At 71.6% G+C, this 16,265-nt stretch carries 18 protein-coding genes and 2 pseudogenes; 12 read left to right on the forward strand and 8 right to left on the reverse strand.

The genetic code is table 11. The features are described 5' to 3' along the window. Positions 1 to 5 precede the first annotated feature (5 nt). On the reverse strand, positions 6 to 1,244 hold the full coding sequence (locus ACFYQA_RS35065; protein ID WP_388926809.1) for a MurT ligase domain-containing protein: 1,239 nt from the start codon (positions 1,242 to 1,244) through the stop codon (positions 6 to 8). Between the two features lie 149 nt (positions 1,245 to 1,393). Here ACFYQA_RS35065 and def point away from each other — a divergent pair, with 149 nt between their 5' ends. Together def and ACFYQA_RS35075 are read left to right on the forward strand one after the other, a co-directional pair. After that, positions 1,394 to 1,972, forward strand: coding sequence for a peptide deformylase (def, locus tag ACFYQA_RS35070; protein ID WP_388926812.1), 579 nt, complete (start codon positions 1,394 to 1,396; stop codon positions 1,970 to 1,972). A 3-nt stretch (positions 1,973 to 1,975) separates the two neighbouring features. Further along, positions 1,976 to 2,152 (forward strand): annotated as a pseudogene (locus ACFYQA_RS35075) (GNAT family N-acetyltransferase); the annotation flags it as partial. 87 nt (positions 2,153 to 2,239) lie between these two features. Here ACFYQA_RS35075 and ACFYQA_RS35080 read toward each other — a convergent pair. Beyond that, entirely contained in the window at positions 2,240 to 2,881 is a 642-nt protein-coding gene (locus ACFYQA_RS35080; RefSeq protein ID WP_388926814.1) for a TetR family transcriptional regulator, read from the reverse strand. A 171-nt stretch (positions 2,882 to 3,052) separates the two neighbouring features. Between ACFYQA_RS35080 and ACFYQA_RS35085 the strand changes: the two genes are divergently transcribed. Both ACFYQA_RS35085 and ACFYQA_RS35090 read left to right on the forward strand, forming a co-directional pair. Next, complete coding sequence (locus tag ACFYQA_RS35085) at positions 3,053 to 4,318, forward strand: acyl-CoA dehydrogenase family protein (RefSeq protein ID WP_386401441.1); 1,266 nt, start codon at positions 3,053 to 3,055, stop codon at positions 4,316 to 4,318. A gap of 182 nt (positions 4,319 to 4,500) precedes the next feature. Then, positions 4,501 to 5,163: a transcriptional regulator gene (locus tag ACFYQA_RS35090; protein WP_388926817.1), complete on the forward strand. Its 663-nt coding sequence runs from the start codon at positions 4,501 to 4,503 to the stop codon at positions 5,161 to 5,163. A gap of 46 nt (positions 5,164 to 5,209) precedes the next feature. Here ACFYQA_RS35090 and ACFYQA_RS35095 read toward each other — a convergent pair whose 3' ends face one another. The 5 genes and pseudogenes from ACFYQA_RS35095 to ACFYQA_RS35115 form a co-directional block, all read right to left on the reverse strand. Beyond that, positions 5,210 to 5,446 carry a DUF6213 family protein gene (locus ACFYQA_RS35095; RefSeq protein WP_386401437.1) on the reverse strand — a complete coding sequence of 79 codons (237 nt, stop codon included), beginning with the start codon at positions 5,444 to 5,446 and terminating at the stop codon, positions 5,210 to 5,212. A 25-nt stretch (positions 5,447 to 5,471) separates the two neighbouring features. After that, complete coding sequence (locus ACFYQA_RS35100) at positions 5,472 to 6,857, reverse strand: NADP-dependent succinic semialdehyde dehydrogenase (RefSeq protein ID WP_388926820.1); 1,386 nt, start codon at positions 6,855 to 6,857, stop codon at positions 5,472 to 5,474. A gap of 77 nt (positions 6,858 to 6,934) precedes the next feature. Next, entirely contained in the window at positions 6,935 to 7,399 is a 465-nt protein-coding gene (locus ACFYQA_RS35105; protein ID WP_388926828.1) for an NUDIX domain-containing protein, read from the reverse strand. 23 nt (positions 7,400 to 7,422) lie between these two features. Beyond that, positions 7,423 to 7,668 (reverse strand): annotated as a pseudogene (locus ACFYQA_RS35110) (ATP-dependent DNA ligase); the annotation flags it as partial. 59 nt (positions 7,669 to 7,727) lie between these two features. Further along, a complete protein-coding gene (locus ACFYQA_RS35115) occupies positions 7,728 to 8,759 on the reverse strand; it encodes an NAD(P)/FAD-dependent oxidoreductase (protein ID WP_388926831.1) in 1,032 nt (343 codons plus the stop codon). 62 nt (positions 8,760 to 8,821) lie between these two features. On the opposite strand from ACFYQA_RS35115, the gene ACFYQA_RS35120 reads away from it, so the two are divergent. The 6 genes from ACFYQA_RS35120 to ACFYQA_RS35145 all read left to right on the forward strand — a co-directional run bounded on the left by ACFYQA_RS35120 (position 8,822) and on the right by ACFYQA_RS35145 (position 14,262). Next, complete coding sequence (locus ACFYQA_RS35120; protein ID WP_388926834.1) at positions 8,822 to 9,394, forward strand: helix-turn-helix domain-containing protein; 573 nt, start codon at positions 8,822 to 8,824, stop codon at positions 9,392 to 9,394. Between the two features lie 140 nt (positions 9,395 to 9,534). Continuing rightward, positions 9,535 to 10,512, forward strand: coding sequence for an NADPH:quinone oxidoreductase family protein (locus tag ACFYQA_RS35125; RefSeq protein WP_388926837.1), 978 nt, complete (start codon positions 9,535 to 9,537; stop codon positions 10,510 to 10,512). Continuing rightward, complete coding sequence (locus ACFYQA_RS35130) at positions 10,509 to 11,693, forward strand: acyl-CoA dehydrogenase family protein (RefSeq protein ID WP_388926840.1); 1,185 nt, start codon at positions 10,509 to 10,511, stop codon at positions 11,691 to 11,693. Before ACFYQA_RS35125 ends, ACFYQA_RS35130 begins: the two co-directional genes overlap by 4 nt. A gap of 47 nt (positions 11,694 to 11,740) precedes the next feature. Then, positions 11,741 to 12,859 (forward strand): acyl-CoA dehydrogenase family protein, encoded by a 1,119-nt coding sequence (locus ACFYQA_RS35135; protein ID WP_388926856.1) that lies wholly within the window; start codon positions 11,741 to 11,743, stop codon positions 12,857 to 12,859. Positions 12,860 to 13,093: 234 nt separating this feature from the next. Continuing rightward, on the forward strand, positions 13,094 to 13,957 hold the full coding sequence (locus ACFYQA_RS35140; protein WP_388926843.1) for a phosphatidylinositol-specific phospholipase C/glycerophosphodiester phosphodiesterase family protein: 864 nt from the start codon (positions 13,094 to 13,096) through the stop codon (positions 13,955 to 13,957). A gap of 110 nt (positions 13,958 to 14,067) precedes the next feature. Beyond that, positions 14,068 to 14,262 carry a hypothetical protein gene (locus tag ACFYQA_RS35145; protein WP_388926846.1) on the forward strand — a complete coding sequence of 65 codons (195 nt, stop codon included), beginning with the start codon at positions 14,068 to 14,070 and terminating at the stop codon, positions 14,260 to 14,262. 58 nt (positions 14,263 to 14,320) lie between these two features. Here the strand turns inward: ACFYQA_RS35145 and ACFYQA_RS35150 are convergent, their stop codons facing one another. Then, positions 14,321 to 14,719 carry a luciferase family protein gene (locus ACFYQA_RS35150; protein WP_388926849.1) on the reverse strand — a complete coding sequence of 133 codons (399 nt, stop codon included), beginning with the start codon at positions 14,717 to 14,719 and terminating at the stop codon, positions 14,321 to 14,323. 95 nt (positions 14,720 to 14,814) lie between these two features. Between ACFYQA_RS35150 and ACFYQA_RS35155 the strand changes: the two genes are divergently transcribed. Continuing rightward, a complete protein-coding gene (locus tag ACFYQA_RS35155; protein ID WP_388926852.1) occupies positions 14,815 to 15,180 on the forward strand; it encodes a DUF4180 domain-containing protein in 366 nt (121 codons plus the stop codon). Between the two features lie 113 nt (positions 15,181 to 15,293). Then, positions 15,294 to 15,878: a TerD family protein gene (locus ACFYQA_RS35160; protein WP_386401418.1), complete on the forward strand. Its 585-nt coding sequence runs from the start codon at positions 15,294 to 15,296 to the stop codon at positions 15,876 to 15,878. Positions 15,879 to 16,265 lie beyond the last annotated feature (387 nt).

A 16,265-nucleotide genomic window follows, 5' to 3' on the forward strand; every position in this document is an offset into this window, starting at 1 on the left:
CCGCGTCAGTTGCCGACGCGGCGGCGCAGGTCCTGGAACGCGGTGTAGTTGGCGATGACCTCGATCCGGCCGGGCGGGCACTGCTGGAGCGCCTGGTCGAGGTCCTCGCACACCTGGAACTGCTGGTTCGCGACCTCGAGCCGCACCGCGAGGTCCAGCTTCCGGTCGCCGAGGACGACGATCGGGTGGCCGGTCAGCCGGGTGTAGTCGACGTCCCACAGCCAGGAGGTGTCGGTGCCGTCGGCGGAGCGGGCGTTCACCGAGAGGATCACCGGGGTGGGCGGCGGGTCGATGAGCGAGAACGTCTCCAGCCAGCCCGCGGGGTTCTTGGCGAGCAGCAGCCGCAGGTCACGCCCCTGGTGCTGGACGACGTCGTACCGGCCGGCGACGGCCTGCACCTGGTACATGCGCTCCAGGGCGACCTGCGGGGGCACCCCGAACACCGCGGCCACGGCCGCGGAGCTCGTGGCGTTGGCCTTGTTGGCGCGGCCCGGCAGCTGGAGGTGGATCGGCCAGGCGGAGCCGTGCGGGTCGAGGACGTGGTCGCCGGAGAGTGCCCAGCTCGGGGTGGGCCGGCGGAATCCGCACTCATTGCAGAACCAGTCGTCTCCGGGGCGCTGCATCACGCCGCCGCAGGACGGGCACGACCAGGCGTCGTCCTTCCACATCTGGCCCGCGGCGACCCAGATCACATTGGCGGAGGAGGACGCGGCCCATACGACCAGCGGGTCGTCGCAGTTGGCGACGACGACCGCCTTGGAACCGGCCAGGCCCTCGCGCCAGTTCTCCGCGAGCATTCGCGTCTCACCGGACCGGTCGAGCTGGTCGCGGGAGAGGTTGAGCAGGGCGATGCACTTGGGGTCGGTGTCCCGGGCGACGCCGGCGAGGTACTTCTCGTCGACCTCGATGACGCCGAACTTCGACTCCGAGCCGCCCGCGAGTGCCGAGGTGATGCCCGCGGGCATGTTGGCGCCCAGGGCGTTGGACACGACCGGCCCGGCGGCCCGCAGGGCCTCCGCGATGAGGCGGGTGGTGGTGGTCTTGCCGTTGGTCGCCGACACCAGGATGCAGTCCAGGTTCTGGGCGAGCCGGGCGAGGAGGTCGGGGTCGAGTTTGAGCGCCACCCGGCCGCCGATCACCGAACCACTGCCGCGTCCCGCGGCACGTGATGCCGCTGCGACCGCCCTGCCTGCGGTCACGGCCAGCTTGGCCCGCGGCGTGAGCGGGTCCGAGTTGCCTGCCATCAAGTCTCGATCCTCCTTGCGTACGCGCCGCGCCTGTGGCTGACGGCCACGTGGTGTGAACCTCAGCCTATCGAGATCCATTCGCACTCCAGAACCACGTCACCACCCATGAGACGGGCGTTGCTGCAAAGGACCGTACTCTGACCGCCATGCGAGACGGTTCCATCCCCGGTGTCCACGGTCGTGTCCGACCCCTCACCCTGCTCGGCGACCCGGTGCTGCACGCGCCCTGTGAGGAGGTGACCGACTTCGGCCCGGAACTGGCCCGCCTCGTGGAGGACTTGTTCGCGACGATGTACGCCGCGCAGGGTGTGGGTCTGGCCGCCAACCAGATAGGCGTACCGCTGCGGGTGTTCGTGTACGACTGTCCGGACGACGACGACGTCCGTCATCTGGGACATGTGGTCAACCCGCGGCTGGTCGAGACGGACGGGGTGGTGGTGCGCGGTCCGGAGGGTTGTCTGTCGCTGCCGGGTCTGGAGGCGGGGACGGAACGTCACGACCACGCGGTCGTCGAGGGCCGCACGGCGGCCGGGGACCCGGTCACCGTGCACGGCACGGGTTTCTTCGCCCGGTGCCTGCAGCACGAGTGCGACCACCTGGAGGGCCGCGTCTACGCCGACCGCCTGACCGGCCGGCGCCGGCGCAGGCTCGGCCGCCAGGTGCGGCGGGCCTCCTGGAACGGGCGGGACCGAGGGGCGGGCGGTGCTTCAAAGGCGGGGGGCTGAGGGGTCGACATCCCGAGCCTGCGGACGCACCCGCTGGGTACGGCCACGGTCGACGAGTTCCTGCTGCGGGCCCCCGCCGGCCCGACCGGCACCGGCCTCACGGCGGCGGTGCCGGGCGCCGGGGGCACCGACACCTGGATCGAGCGGGCCGACGCCCACGACCTGATGGACGCACCGACAGCGGGCGGGACCGAGGGAGGGGCGGTCTCCTGGAGCCGGCGGAACCGGTGGAGCGGGCCGGTCCGCCGAGGCGGGCCGGGGCCGGGCTCAGAACCCCGGCCCGCCGACCCGATCGCCCGCCGCCGCCAGCCGGCCCCACAGCAGGTCGGCCAGACTGCGCACCAACTCGGCCCGGGAGCACGGCCGTTCGCCGAGCCACCAGTCGCCGGCCGCGTGCATCATGCCGACAATTCCGTGCCCCCACACGCGGGCCAGTTGCTGGCTGCCGGGGCCGAGGTCCAGCCGCTCCTCGATGACCTGGGCCAGTTCCTCGCCCATGCGCCGCAGCAGCGGCGCCGAGTGCTTGCCGACGTCGAAGCCCTGGTCGCCGGGGGAGCCCTCCGCCGGGTGCATCAGGAACCGGTACACCTGGGGACGCAGCTCGATCGCCGAGAGATAGGTGTCCAGGGTGTTCTCGACCCGCTCCCGCCGGTCCGCCGGGGCGTCCAACGCCGCCCGCAACGAGGCCAGCAGGGCATCGGTGTGCCGCTGGGCGAGGGCGGCGTACAGTCCTCCCTTGTCACCGAAGTGCCGGTAGAGGATCGGTTTGGTGATGCCCGCCTCGGCGGCGATCGCGTTCATCGAGGCATGCGGGCCGTCGCGCAGCACCACCCGGTCGGCGGCCTCCAGCAGCTCGCGCCGGCGGCGGTCGGCGGACCGTTGCTGATCGGTCCGCTGTGTGGTGTCCATGATCTCTCCCCACCCCTGCTGATTCGGTGACGCCTGCGCAAACTAACACTGACGGTGTGACCAGCGGCGAACGGGATGACGGGGGCCCGGGGGAGTTGACTTCCTCTACCAGCCGGTAACAGACTGCGGTTACCGCAAGTAACACGCATGTGCGATGCCGCTGGAGGGGACATGGCCGAGTTCACCATGGAGCTCAACGATGAACAGAAGGAAGTCCGGGACTGGCTCCATGGCTTCGCCGCCGATGTGATCCGCCCCGCGGCCGCCGAGTGGGACGAGCGCGAGGAGACTCCCTGGCCGGTCATCCAGGAGGCCGCCAAGGTCGGCATCTACTCGCTCGACTTCTACGCCCAGCAGTACTTCGACGCCACCGGCCTCGGCATCCCCACGGCGATGGAGGAGCTGTTCTGGGGCGACGCCGGCATCGCCCTGTCGATCGTCGGCACCGGCCTCGCCGCTGTCGGCGTCCTCGCCAACGGCACCGAGGAGCAGATCGGCACCTGGATCCCCCAGATGTACGGCGACGTCAACGACGTCAAGGTCGCCGCCTTCTGCTCCTCCGAGCCCGACGCCGGCTCCGACGTCGCCTCCATGCGGACGCGTGCCGTGTACGACGAGGCCAAGGACGAGTGGGTGATCAGCGGCACCAAGACCTGGGCGACCAACGGCGGCATCGCCAACGTCCACGTCGTCGTGGCGGTCGTCGACCCGGAGCTCGGCTCCAAGGGCCACGCCTCGTTCATCATCCCGCCGAACACCCCCGGCTGCTCCCAGGGCCAGAAGTTCAAGAAGCACGGCATCCGGGCCTCGCACACCGCCGAGGTGATCCTGGAGAACGTCCGTGTGCCCGGCTCCTGCCTGCTCGGCGGCAAGGAGAAGCTCGACGAGCGCCTCGCCCGCGCCCGGGAGCGCGCCAAGCAGCAGGGGGGCATGGAGGTCCCCCCGCTCGAGCGGAGCCGAGAGCGGGGGAGGGTGAAGAACGCCGCGATGGCCACCTTCGAGGCGTCCCGCCCGGCGGTCGGTGCCATGGCGGTGGGCACCGCCCGCGCCGCCTACGAGGTCGCCCTGGAGTACGCGCAGACCCGCGAGCAGTTCGGCCGCCCGATCATCGACAACCAGGGCATCGCCTTCCAGCTGGCCGACATGCGCACCCAGATCGACGCCGCCCGCCTCCTGGTGTGGCGCGCCTCCTGGATGGCGGTGAACGGCAAGCCGTTCACCGCGGCCGAGGGCTCGATGTCCAAGCTGTACGCCAGCGAGACGGCCAAGCAGGTCACCGCCCAGGCCATACAGATTCTCGGCGGCAACGGCTATACGCGCGAGTACCCGGTGGAGCGCATGCACCGCGACGCCGCGATCTACACCATTTTCGAGGGCACGAGCGAGATCCAGCGCCTGGTCATCGCCCGCACCCTGTCGGGCATGCCCATCCGCTAGGCGCCGCACGCAAGGAGCTGTGGTGAGGAGCGGGACCGGCCCGGCAGCGGGAACCACGCCGCAGGGCCGCCGCTCCGCCGCGTTGCCGAGTCATCGCGGATGACGTCCGCCCGGCTCCTGGGGGACCATGGTGGGGAGCCGGTCGCCCCACGGACCGGCCGACCGACGCGACGGAGACCGCGATGACGCGCACGGCCCGGGAACTGCTGGAGACGATCACGCGGGAACTGGCCCCGGACCCCCGGTCCAACCCGCTCGTACTGCTGATCGCCCGCGGTGAGGCCGGCCGGGACACCCTGGCCGCGCTCGCCCTGGAACAGAGCTGGGTGATCCCCGCCGACCGCCGCGCGTTCCGGCACCTGGCGGACCGCTCCGCGGGCCAGCCGCGGGCCGCCGCGTACTTCACCGCCCTGGCCGAGAGCGAGGACCTGGCGGCGGCGCGGCTGGACTCCTTCGCCGCGGCCTGCGGCGTGGACCGGGAGCGTGCGGCGTCGTACGACCCCCTGCCGGGCTGCCAGGCATACCCCGCCTACGTCGCCTGGCTGGCCCTCAACGCGGCACCCGCGGACGCGGTCCTCTCGGTGACCGCCAACTTCTCGGCCTGGGGCGGCTACTGCGCCACCATCGCCGAGGCGCTGCGCACCCACTACGGCTTCACCGCCGAGGCCTGCGCGTTCTTCGACCTCTTCGCCGAACCGGCCCCCGGCCTGGACCGGACGGCCGCGGAAGCGGTCCAGGACGGCCTGGACACGGGACGCCTCGACGAGAGCCTGGCGCGGGGGTACGGCCACCTGCTGCAGAGCTACGAGTCGCTGTTCTGGAGGACGCTGCTCCGGCCGGTGTGAGCACGCGACCGGCAGACCGCCGCCCGCGCTCCTCCGGGGGCAGGCCTCAGGCCCTGCCCCCGCTGCTGTGGGCGATGCACGCCACGTCGATCCGGTCGGCCAGCTTCGCCAGTTCGATGGTGAGCGCGGCGACCGTGTCCTCGTCGAGCCGGTCGTCGCCGGACTCCACGAGATGCAGCCACCGCCCGCCCATCGTGCGCAGCAATTTGCTCACGTCCGCCGCGGAGACCTGCAAGGTACCGCGGTGGTCGACGATCAGAGGCAGAGTCACTTCGCGGTTCACAGACCGGATCGTAGCCGCGGGAGCGTCACGCACCGTGCCAAACCGTGGTGATGTTGCAGAACTCGCGGATTCCGTGCCCGGACAGCTCACGCCCGTACCCGGACCGCTTGACCCCGCCGAACGGGAGCGCCGGATGGGACGCCGTCATCCCGTTCACGAAGACGCCGCCCGCCTCCAGGTCCCGGGCGAACCGGTCGACCTCCGCCTCGTCCTGTGTCCAGACGTTGGAACTCAGGCCGAACGGGGAGTCGTTGGCGATCAGTACCGCCTCGTCCAGGTCGGCCGCCCGGTACAGCGTGGCGACCGGCCCGAAGGCCTCCTCCCGGTGGACGCGCATGTCGCGGGTGATCCCGGCCAGGACGGTCGGCGGGTAGTACCAGCCGGGCCCCTCGGGGAGTTCGCCGCCGCACAGCACACGCGCCCCGGACCGTACGGCGTCGTCGACCAGCTCCGCCAGGTCCTTTCGGCCCTGCTCACTGGCGAGCGGGCCGACATCCGTCGCCTCGTCCATGGGGTCGCCCGTCGTCAGCGCCCGCATGCCTTGGGTGAAGAGTTCGGTGAACGCGTCGTAGACATCCGTGTGCACGATGAACCGCTTGGCGGCGATACAGGACTGCCCGGTGTTCTGCACCCGCGCGGTGACCGCGACCTCGGCGGCCCGGTCCAGGTCGGCGGAGGGCATCACGACGAACGGATCGCTCCCGCCCAGCTCCAGCACCGTTTTCTTGATCATCTCCCCGGCGGTGGCGGCCACCGCGCGCCCCGCGGGTTCACTGCCGGTGAGGGTGGCCGCCCTGACCCGTTCGTCCCGCAGGATGTCGTCGACCGCCGCGGAGCCGATGAGCAGGGTCTGGAAGCAGCCCTCGGGGAAGCCCGCCCGGTGGAACAGGTCCTCCAGGTACAGGGCGGTCTGCGGCACGTTCGAGGCGTGCTTGAGCAGGCCCACGTTGCCGGCCATCAGCGCGGGCGCGGCGAACCGTACGACCTGCCACAGCGGGAAGTTCCACGGCATGACGGCGAGCACCAGGCCGAGCGGCCGGTAGCGCACCAGGACCCGGGAGGCGCCGGAGTCCTTCATGTCGGACGGGTCGGGCTCCTCGTCGGCGAGAAGGACCGCGGCCCGGTCGGCGTACCAGCGCATCGCCTTGGCACACTTGGCGGCCTCCGCGCGGGCCTGCCCCAGCGGCTTGCCCATCTCGGTGGTCATCACCTCGGCGATGCTCCGCCGGTCCTCGTCGAGGAGGTCGGCGGCCCGGTGCAGCAGACGGGCGCGCTCCTCGAAGGCCGTCGTCCGGTACGTGCGGAACGTGGCCTCCGCGAGCTGGAGCCGGCGTTCGGTCTCCTCCTCGCCCATGGCCTCGTAGGTCCTGAGCGTCTCGCCGTTCGCCGGATTCACCGTTGCGATGGGCATGGCTGGCCTCCCTGGGGACGGGGCGTGCATGTCGACCCTCCCGCGCGATGGTGGGCGTCGCAACGCGGAAGGGTTCCTCAGGGCGAGTGCTCCGCCAAGCGGTCGAGAAACACCGCCTGGGCGGAGACGATCAGCTCCCGCGCCCGGTGCACGGAGAGCCATTCCACCCGGTCGAGCTCCGGGAACTCCTGTATCCGCCCCGACTTCGGCGGCCACTCCATCCGGAAGGTGCCGGGCGCCACGGCCGCCGGGTCGAGGTCGCCCTCGACGGCCCAGGCCGTGACGGTCTTGCCGCCCGACTGCCGGACCTCGCCGAGCGGCACGACCTCCCCGTCGGGCGGCGGCAGGCCCAGTTCCTCCTCGAACTCCCGGAGCGCGGCGTCCCAGGCCGTTTCACCGGCGTCGTACTCGCCCTTCGGAACGGTCCACGCGCCGGCGTCCCTGCGGGCGAAGAACGGGCCGCCCATGTGACCGAGCAACACCTCCAGCCCGTGATCGGTGTGTCTGAACACCAGTAGGCCGGCGCTCCGGGCGCCCCTCACGGGCCTGCCTCCGGGTGCGCGGGGAGCAGGGCGTCGACGGCGTAGACGATCAAGGTCGCCCGCTCCGCCGGGGCGACCGGCCGGCTCAGCTTCTTTGAGCCCACGCCGATCCGGCCTTGCGGCAGCCGGCCCGCCAGATACGGGATGACGACGGGGACGTCGTCCGCCTCCGCGTCCCGGAACAGCTCCGCGAGCAGCGCGATCCTCCGGGACCGCGCCGAGGTGGCGGCGACCTCCTGCGGCACACGGGCCGGCCGGGACAGCAGCATGCAGCCATGGTGCTACGGGGCCCGGCGTTCCACACCCGGGCCGCCGAAGCGGCCGCGGATCACGCGGTCACCGCGGCGTCCAGGTCCGTCATCAGCAGATCGCCGACGATCGCGGCCGCCGCCCGGTAGCCCCCGCTCGCCGCGTGGACGACCTGTTCGGCGAAGCCGATCGCGTTGCCCGCCGCCCAGACGCCCGGCACCGAGGTCAGGCCCGTCGGGTCCACGACCGGGTACGCGCCGAACGGGGTCTCGGACAGCTCGGCGCCGAGCCGCTCCAGTAGGCCCGTCCGCGGCGCGGGGCGCGGCCCGACGTACAGCACGGAGCGGGCGTGGACGGAGCCGTCGGTGAGACGGATGCCGGTGAGCCGGTCGTTCTCGACCACCAGTTCCGCGACCTCGCCGGGCACCACGTCGACACCGGCCGCGGCCAGCCGGCGCAGGTCCTGGTCGGACAGCTCCTCCTCGGCGACCGTGTGCAGGAAGAAGGTGACGTCCTTGGACCACCGGGACACCATCAGTGCCTGGTGCACACTCATGGCGCTGGAGGCGAGCACGCCGAACGGCTGGTCGCGGACCTCCCAGCCGTGGCAGAACGGGCAGTGCAGCACGTCCCGTCCGAACCGTTCGGTGACTCCGGGGACAGCGGGCAGTTCGTCCTTCAACCCGGTGGCGACGATCAGCCGCCGCGCGCGGACGGTCCGGCCGTCGTCCAGCAGTACGGCGAAGCCAGCGTTACTGGTGCCGGTGCCGGTGCCGTTCCGGGTCACGGCCGTCACCCGGCCCGTGAGCAGTTCGACGCCGTAGCCCGCGATCTCCTCACGGCCGGCGGCCAGGAACGCGGCCGGTGACATCCCGTCCCGCGACAGGTAGCCCTGCATGTGGGGCGAGGGCGCGTTGCGCGGCTCGCCCGCGTCGACGACCAGGGTCCGCAGCCGGGCCCGGCCGAGCACCAGCGCGGAGGACAGTCCGGCCGCACCACCTCCGACCACCACCACGTCGTAGCCGGTGCCGGTGCCGTTCGTTTCTCCGGTCCCGTGCGCGCATCCTTCGCGAATGTTTCCGCTCTTCCCGGTCATGGTGACCACCTCCACGTCGACCGTCGCCCGAGCACTACCGGATTGACAAATGTCTTTGCCGATCCTGCAATATCGGTATGACTACCGACGGCGTTCTCGCGGATGTGGGTCCCCGGCTGAGGCGGATCAGGAAGGAGCGGGAGGTGACCCTCGCAGGGCTGTCCGAGGCGACCGGCATCTCTGTGAGCACCCTCTCGCGGCTGGAGTCCGGACTGCGCAAACCCAGCCTCGAACTACTGCTGCCGATCGCGCAGGCCCACCAGGTGCCGCTGGACGAACTGGTCGGTGCGCCGCCGGTCGGCGATCCGCGCATCCGCTCCAAGCCGTTCCAGCACTGTGGCCGCACCCACTGGCCGCTCACCCGCCAGCCCGGCGGACTCCAGGCGTACAAGGTGCTCGAACCGCAACGCACGTTCGAGCCCGAACCCCGCACGCACGAGGGCTACGAGTGGCTGTACGTGCTGTCCGGCAAGCTGCGGCTGGTACTGGGCGAGCACGACGTGGTGCTGACGGCGGGGGAGGCGGCGGAGTTCGACACGCGCGTGCCGCACGCCTTCGGGTCGACGGGAGAGGGTCCGGTGGAGTTCCTCAGCCTGTTCGGTCCGCAGGGGGAGCGGATGCATGTACGGGCACGTCCCAAGCGGTCCTGACGGACGAGGAAGCCTCCTCGGCGGACCGGGGTGCGCAAGGCCGTGACGTGCGAGACGGTTCCCTGAAGGCAAGCGACCGCTTAGTATGCGATGGACTCGGTCAGGCGAACACGACGTTCACAGTCCCGTGGAGGCTCCGCATGCAGGCATGGCAGGTGCACGAGATCGGCGAGCCGGGCGAGGTGATGAGCCTTGCGGAGGTGGAGCGGCCGACGCCCGGTGAAGGCCAGGTCCTGCTGAAGGTGCGTGCCGCGAACATCAACTTCCCGGACGCGCTGATGTGCCGGGGCCAGTACCAGGTCAGGCCGCCGCTGCCGTTCACCCCGGGCGTGGAGATCTGCGGCGAGACCGAGGACGGGCGCCGGGTGCTCGCCAGCCCCGCGCTGCCGTACGGCGGCTTCGCCGAGTACGCCGTCGCGGACGCCGCCGGACTGCGCTCCGCCCCGGACGCGCTGGACGACGCCGAGGCCGCCGCCCTGCACATCGGCTACCAGACCGGCTGGTTCGGGCTGCACCGCCGGGCCGGCCTGGAGGCCGGCGAGACGCTGCTCGTGCACGCCGCCGCGGGAGGGGTCGGCAGCGCGGCCGTGCAGCTCGGCAAGGCCGCCGGCGCCACCGTCATCGGCGTGGTCGGCGGCGCAGCCAAGGTGCCCGTCGCCCGCGAACTGGGCTGCGACGTGGTGATCGACCGGCGTGAGCAGGACGTCATCGCCGCGGTGAAGGAGGCCACCGGCGGCCGGGGCGCCGACGTGATCTACGACCCGGTCGGCGGAGAGGCCTATGCCCAGTCCGCCAAGGTCGTGGCCTTCGAGGGCCGGATCGTGATCGTCGGCTTCGCGAGCGGCACGATTCCCAGCCCGGCGCTGAACCACGCCCTGGTGAAGAACTACTCGGTCCTCGGCCTGCACTGGGGCCTGTACAACACCAGGAACCCGAAGCTGGTCCAGCACTGCCACGAGCAGCTTCTGGAGCTGGCCGCCCGGGGCGCCGTCAAACCGCTGGTGAGCGAGCGCGTGCCGCTGTCCGGTGCCGCCGGCGCCGTGCAGCGTGTCGCGGACGGCGTCACCACCGGACGCGTCGCCGTGCTGCCCGCAGCGGAGAACGGAGCCGTCGCATGACCGACGCAGTCGAACTGAGGCGGCGCGCCCAGGAGTTGCTGACCGCGCAGCCGCCCGCCACCACCGGCCGCCTCGACTTCCTGCGCGCCCGTTTCGACGCGGGACTCGCCTGGGTGCACTACCCCGAAGGGCTCGGCGGACTCGGCGCCCCGCGATCCCTCCAGGCCGTCGTGGACGCCGAGCTGGAGGCCGCCGGGGCGCCCGGCAACGACCCGCGGCGCATCGGCATCGGCCTCGGCATGGCCGCGCCGACGATTCTGCAGTACGGCACGGAGGAGCAGAAGCGGCGCTTCCTGCGGCCACTGTGGACCGGCGAGGAGGTCTGGTGCCAGCTGTTCAGCGAGCCGGGCGCCGGATCCGACCTGGCCGCCCTGGGCACCCGGGCGGCCCGCGTGGACGAGGACGGCTGGGTGGTCGACGGGCAGAAGGTATGGACATCGAGTGCCCATGCCGCCCGTTGGGCCATCCTCATCGCCCGCACCGACCCGGACGTGCCCAAGCACCGGGGCATCACCTACTTCGTCTGCGACATGACCGACCCCGGCGTCGAGGTGAGGCCACTGCGCCAGATCACCGGTGAGGCCGAGTTCAACGAGGTCTTCCTCACCGGCGTCCGCATCCCCGAATCCCACCGGCTCGGCGAGATCGGCGACGGCTGGCGGGTCGCGCAGACCACCCTCAACAACGAGCGCGTGGCCATCGGCGGCATGCGGCTGCCCCGTGAGGGCGGCATGATCGGCCCGGTCGCGAGGACCTGGCGCGAACGTCCCGAACTGCGCACCCACGACCTGCACCAGCGCCTGCTCGGACTCTGGGTGGAGGCCGAGGTCGCCCGGCTCACCGGCGAACGCCTGCGCCAGCAGCTCGTCGCGGGCCAGCCGGGCCCGGAGGGCGCCGGGATGAAGCTGGGCTTCGCCCGCCTCAACCAGCAGATCAGCGGCTTGGAGGTGGAACTCCTCGGAGCCGAGGGACTGTTGTACGACGACTGGACCATGCGGCGCCCCGAGCTGGTCGACTTCACCGGTCGCGAGGCCGGCTACCGCTACCTCCGCTCCAAGGGCAACAGCATCGAGGGCGGGACCAGTGAGGTCCTGCTGAACATCGTTGCCGAGCGCGTCCTGGGCCTCCCGGCCGAGCCGCGTACCGACAAGGACGTCGCCTGGAAGGACCTGGCCCGATGAGCACGACCAGCACGACGAGCCCGACGAAGACCGGTCCGGCGAGTCCGGTGAGCGCGCAACCCGATCTCCTCTACTCGGAGGAGGAAGAGGCGTTGCGCGCCGCCGTCCGGGACCTGCTCACCGACCACTGCGGCGCGGCCCGGGTGATCTCCCGCGCCGAGTCGGACACCCCGCACGACCTGTCGCTGTGGAAGGCACTCGCCGACGGTATGGGCCTCGCCGGGCTGCTGGTGCCCGAGGAACGCGGCGGCCAGGGCGCCACGCACCGGGAGGCCGCGGTCGTCCTCGAGGAGCTGGGGCGGGCCGTCGCCCCCGTGCCCTATCTGACCAGCGCCGTCGTGGCCACCGAGGCACTACTGGCCTGTGCCGACGGGAGCGAGGTGCTCACCTCGCTGGCGTCCGCGCGCCGCATCGGCGCCCTTGCCGTCCCTCTGCACACCGCCCCGGGCGCGCCCTTTCCCACCGTCCGCGCGGCGGACGGAGTCCTGCACGGCGAGCTGACCGGCATCGCGGACGCGGCCGCGGCCGACGTACTGCTCGTCCCGGCGGCGGACGGCGGGCTGTACGCCGTCGAGGCGGACGCCGCCGGCGTCACCGTTACCGGGCAGACCTCCCTGGACCTGACCCGCCCCCTCGGCCGCGTCACTCTGGACGGCACCCCGGGACACCGGGTGGGCGACGCCGAACCCGCCGTACGACGAGCTCTGTGCGCGGGCGCCGGACTGCTGGCCTCGGAACAACTCGGGCTCGCCGAATGGTCGTTGACGGAAACCGTCCGCTATCTGAAGGATCGCAGGCAGTTCAACCGGCCGGTGGGCGGTTTCCAGGCGATCAAGCACCGGCTCGCCCAACTGTGGCTCGAGGTCGTCAGCCTCCGTGCGGCGGCCCGCAACGCGGCGGACGCGCTGGCCGCCGAAGCGGTGACCGCGGGTGACGGCGCCGATACGGCCGCCGCTGTCGCTGTCGCTGTCGCGCAGGCCTACGCGGGCCGGGTCGCCGTCCATGCCGCCGAGGAGGCGCTGCAACTGCACGGCGGCATCGGGATGACCTGGGAGCACCCGGTCCACCTGTACCTGAAGCGGGCCAAGGCCGACTCGATCGCCTACGGTACCGCGGGCGCCCACCGCGAGGCGCTGGCCGAACTCGTCGATCTACGAGCATCCTGAGGCAGCGTCACGTACCTTTCCGCACCGTCGAATCCGCCGGGTACCGGTACTCGCACCCGGCCGAACGTCCCACGGGAGAGCCCGCCGTCACGGCGGGCTCTCCCGTGCGTCCGGCTTCCCGCGAGGTGAACATGCGACGGCGGATCGTACAACTCGCGTCATCGCACTGCTCCTTGGACCTGTGCGGACCTCATACTCCAGAGGTCCCCGTACGCCATTCCAGGGAGGCGGAGCATGGCCCTCACCACCCGTCGCAGAGCCCTCACCACCCTCGGCACCGCCCTCGCGGCCTCGTTCGCCCTGCCGACGACCCGGGCACTGGCCGGTGAACACGGTTATCGCCCAAGGCCGTTGTGGCGGGCCCACGCCCACAACGACTACGAGCACCCGCGTCCCCTCCTCGACGCCCTCGACCACCGTTTCGGCAGCGTCGAGGCCGACATCCACCTCATGGGTGACCAACTCCTGGTCGCCCACGACCCCGAGGACCTCGACCCGTCCCGCACTCTGGAGTCCCTCTACCTCGACCCGCTCACCGCCCGTGTGCGAGCCCACCAAGGATCGGTGTACCGGGGGCACCGCACACCGCTCCGGCTGCTCATCGACATCAAGACCGAGGGCGTGTCCACCTACCTCGAGCTGCACCGCCGTCTCCGGCGGTACCGGCACCTGTTCACCACCTGCGCCGACGGCCGGGTGCTGCCCGGTCCGGTCACCGCCGTCGTCTCCGGTGACCGTGCCGCCCGCGCCCCGATGGAGGCCCAGCGGGTGCGGCACGCCTTCTACGACGGCCGGCTGGCCGACCTCGGCGGCCCGGCCCGATCTTCCCTGATCCCGCTGATCAGCGACAACTGGACGCTCAACTTCACCTGGCAGGGAATCGGCGCGTTCCCCGCCGCCGAGCGACGGAAGCTGCACGACATCGTGGGCACCGCGCACGGGCGCGGCCAGACGGTCCGGTTCTGGGCCACCCCCGACCTGCCGGGTCCCGCCCGGGACGCCCTGTGGGGCGAACTGGTCGCCGCGGACGTCGACCACCTCAACACCGACGACCTGGCGGGACTGGAATCCTTTCTCGACGCGTACCGCCCGCGGTAAGTCGTAGACACCACACGTTCGGAGGACAGCTCAGCCGCCCGGACGAACCATCCGCTACGCCACACTTGCGGCCGAACGCCGCGAAGCGGACGTGGCGGAGGAGGTTGACGATGGCCATTTCCATCTCTGTGGTGCTGCTGCTCGCGATCCTGGCGGTGATCTTCCTGCGCAACGGCGGACTGAAGCTCTCCCACGGCATCGTCTGCCTGCTGCTCGGGTTCTATCTGGCCGGTTCGGGCATGGCCCCCGCCATCCACAGCGGTCTGACGGCCACGGCGGACATCGTCAGCGGTCTGCGGCCGTGAGGAGGCGGGGGGCGCCGACACCGGAGGTTCCTGAACGGCCGAGGGGCGGGGCGTCTTCTCAGTGTTCGGTCACCGGGTCGCGCGACAGCACCGTGACCCGGTGGAAATTGCACCCGGAGGCCATCGGTGCGGGAGAGGGGGGCGGGGCGGCCTGGTGGGCCTTGAGGGCGACGCTCACCAGGGTCAGCAGCAGGTCGATGTCGGTGGCGCAGTCCAGACGCACCGTCACCCAGTTAGAACCCGGGACCAGTTGGATCGCGGTCGAGGCGCTCAGGTCGTAGCGGAAGCGCTGGATGGCGCGGCGGGTCAGATGGAGGTCGACGTCCCGTCCCGTGTGGAAGTGGACGACCTCGTCCCGGGCGAAACGGAGGGCCTGCCCGGTACCGCACCCCGCCTTGCAGGCGGTGAGATCGGGCCAGGCCCGAAGTCGCTCCATGGCTTGCTGCGCCGGTGTCATGGCCTCATAGTGACCTGCTCACCGTGCGGCAACCAGTGGTTGGGCGTTTCGTAATCGATCAGTGAGCGATGTGCTCACTCGCATATGATCGCATCATGACAGCCAGCCACCTCGCGACCGTGCACGGAGTCTCCGTTCTCCTGTGCGACAGGGACGGATCGAAACTGAGCGGCGGCCAGACCGCCCTCGATCTGATCGGTGATGCCCTGGGGTGTCAGGCCGACATGGTGGCCGTCCCGGTCGAGCGGGTGGCGGACGACTTCTTCGCCCTGCGCTCGGGCGTGGCCGGTGAGGTCACGCAGAAGTTCGTCAACTACCGCATCCGCCTGGCGATCGTCGGCGACATCGCCTCCCACGTGGCCGGCAGTGACGCCTTCCGTGACTTCGTGCGCGAGGCGAACCGGGGCAATCAGCTCTGGTTCGTCCCCGACCGTGCGGAACTCGAGGCGCGGCTGGCGTGAGGGCCCCGGCAGAAGGCCCCGCCTTCCCTCCTCGGGGCCGGTCGCAGAGGGCGGACAGGGCATCAGGCACACTTTGCGTGTCGTAGTCCGTCTTGATGAAGGATGACCCACTCATGATCACGCTTACGAAGGAAGACGGCCCGGCAGACCTGGACGGAGTGACCCACCTGTCCATCGGGGCCTCCTGGGACCCGACCGCCGGCAGCAGCGGCGGATTGCTGGGCAAGCTGCGCCACAAGACCGGCACGGACCTCGACCTGATCGCCATCGCCATGCAGGGCGGGGACCCGGTACGCCTCGCGGGTCTCGATTCGCTCGACCCGCTGGGTAACGGCTCGCTGGTCCACAGCGGAGACAACCAGACGGGACACGGCGACGGGGACGACGAGACGGTGACCGTCGAGTTCGCCCGGGTCCCGTCCAACATCACGTCGATCGTGTTCGTCGCCGCCGCCTACAAGAAGGGCAGCGCCTTCCAGAAGGCGCGCAACATCAGTTTCAAGGTCTACGACGCCACCGGGGGCAGCACCCAGCAGGTCGCCGACATCTGGCCGAGCATGCTCACCCAGGACAACTGCTGCGCCGTGGCCAAGGCGATCCGGGTCGGTGGCACGTGGAAGCTCGAGGTGATCAATGTGACGGGCAAGATCAAGCAGGGTGACGAGCATGCCCTGATGCGGTTCGCTGTCAGCAAGTAACGGGAACGGCCGGCCGGGTCGGCCGCACAGACATGGGGACGGGGCCGTGGTGAGCCAGGTGCTCTACGGCGAGCGGTCGAGGAATCCGCTGGCACGGACCGTGGAACTGACCGGGGACCGGCTGCGCAGGGGTAGCGGGACCACGCCGTTGAGCGAGCTCAACCTCGGCGCCATGGCCGAGACGTTCCACCGCGGATTCTGGCTCGGAGGCGGCGGGACGGAACGCCCCTTGGAGTGGCTCCCGGAGGGGGCCGGGGGGGGGGGGGGGGGGGGGGGGGGGGGGGGGGGGGCGGGGCGGCCGCGGCGGGGGGGGGGGGGCGCGGGGGGCGGCGCGGGGCGCGGCCGGGGCGCGGGGGGGGGGGGGGGGGGGGGGGCGGGCGGGGCGGG

It is taken from the genome of Streptomyces sp. NPDC005774, assembly GCF_042871645.1.
Taxonomy (GTDB): Bacteria; Actinomycetota; Actinomycetes; order Streptomycetales; family Streptomycetaceae; genus Streptomyces; species Streptomyces pratens.

What these genes read in the sequence shown, in the direction of transcription:
- ACFYQA_RS35125 (WP_388926837.1), top strand. Translation starts at nt 9,535, where the DNA reads ATGCAGGCATGGCAGGTGCACGAGATCGGCGAGCCGGGCGAGGTGATG.
- ACFYQA_RS35130 (WP_388926840.1), top strand. Translation starts at nt 10,509, where the DNA reads ATGACCGACGCAGTCGAACTGAGGCGGCGCGCCCAGGAGTTGCTGACC.
- ACFYQA_RS35085 (WP_386401441.1), top strand. Translation starts at nt 3,053, where the DNA reads ATGGCCGAGTTCACCATGGAGCTCAACGATGAACAGAAGGAAGTCCGG.
- ACFYQA_RS35140 (WP_388926843.1), top strand. Translation starts at nt 13,094, where the DNA reads ATGGCCCTCACCACCCGTCGCAGAGCCCTCACCACCCTCGGCACCGCC.
- def (WP_388926812.1), top strand. Translation starts at nt 1,394, where the DNA reads ATGCGAGACGGTTCCATCCCCGGTGTCCACGGTCGTGTCCGACCCCTC.
- ACFYQA_RS35160 (WP_386401418.1), top strand. Translation starts at nt 15,294, where the DNA reads ATGATCACGCTTACGAAGGAAGACGGCCCGGCAGACCTGGACGGAGTG.
- ACFYQA_RS35145 (WP_388926846.1), top strand. Translation starts at nt 14,068, where the DNA reads ATGGCCATTTCCATCTCTGTGGTGCTGCTGCTCGCGATCCTGGCGGTG.
- ACFYQA_RS35080 (WP_388926814.1), bottom strand. Translation starts at nt 2,881, where the DNA reads ATGGACACCACACAGCGGACCGATCAGCAACGGTCCGCCGACCGCCGC.
- ACFYQA_RS35155 (WP_388926852.1), top strand. Translation starts at nt 14,815, where the DNA reads ATGACAGCCAGCCACCTCGCGACCGTGCACGGAGTCTCCGTTCTCCTG.
- ACFYQA_RS35065 (WP_388926809.1), bottom strand. Translation starts at nt 1,244, where the DNA reads ATGGCAGGCAACTCGGACCCGCTCACGCCGCGGGCCAAGCTGGCCGTG.
- ACFYQA_RS35090 (WP_388926817.1), top strand. Translation starts at nt 4,501, where the DNA reads ATGACGCGCACGGCCCGGGAACTGCTGGAGACGATCACGCGGGAACTG.
- ACFYQA_RS35100 (WP_388926820.1), bottom strand. Translation starts at nt 6,857, where the DNA reads ATGCCCATCGCAACGGTGAATCCGGCGAACGGCGAGACGCTCAGGACC.
- ACFYQA_RS35150 (WP_388926849.1), bottom strand. Translation starts at nt 14,719, where the DNA reads ATGACACCGGCGCAGCAAGCCATGGAGCGACTTCGGGCCTGGCCCGAT.
- ACFYQA_RS35120 (WP_388926834.1), top strand. Translation starts at nt 8,822, where the DNA reads ATGACTACCGACGGCGTTCTCGCGGATGTGGGTCCCCGGCTGAGGCGG.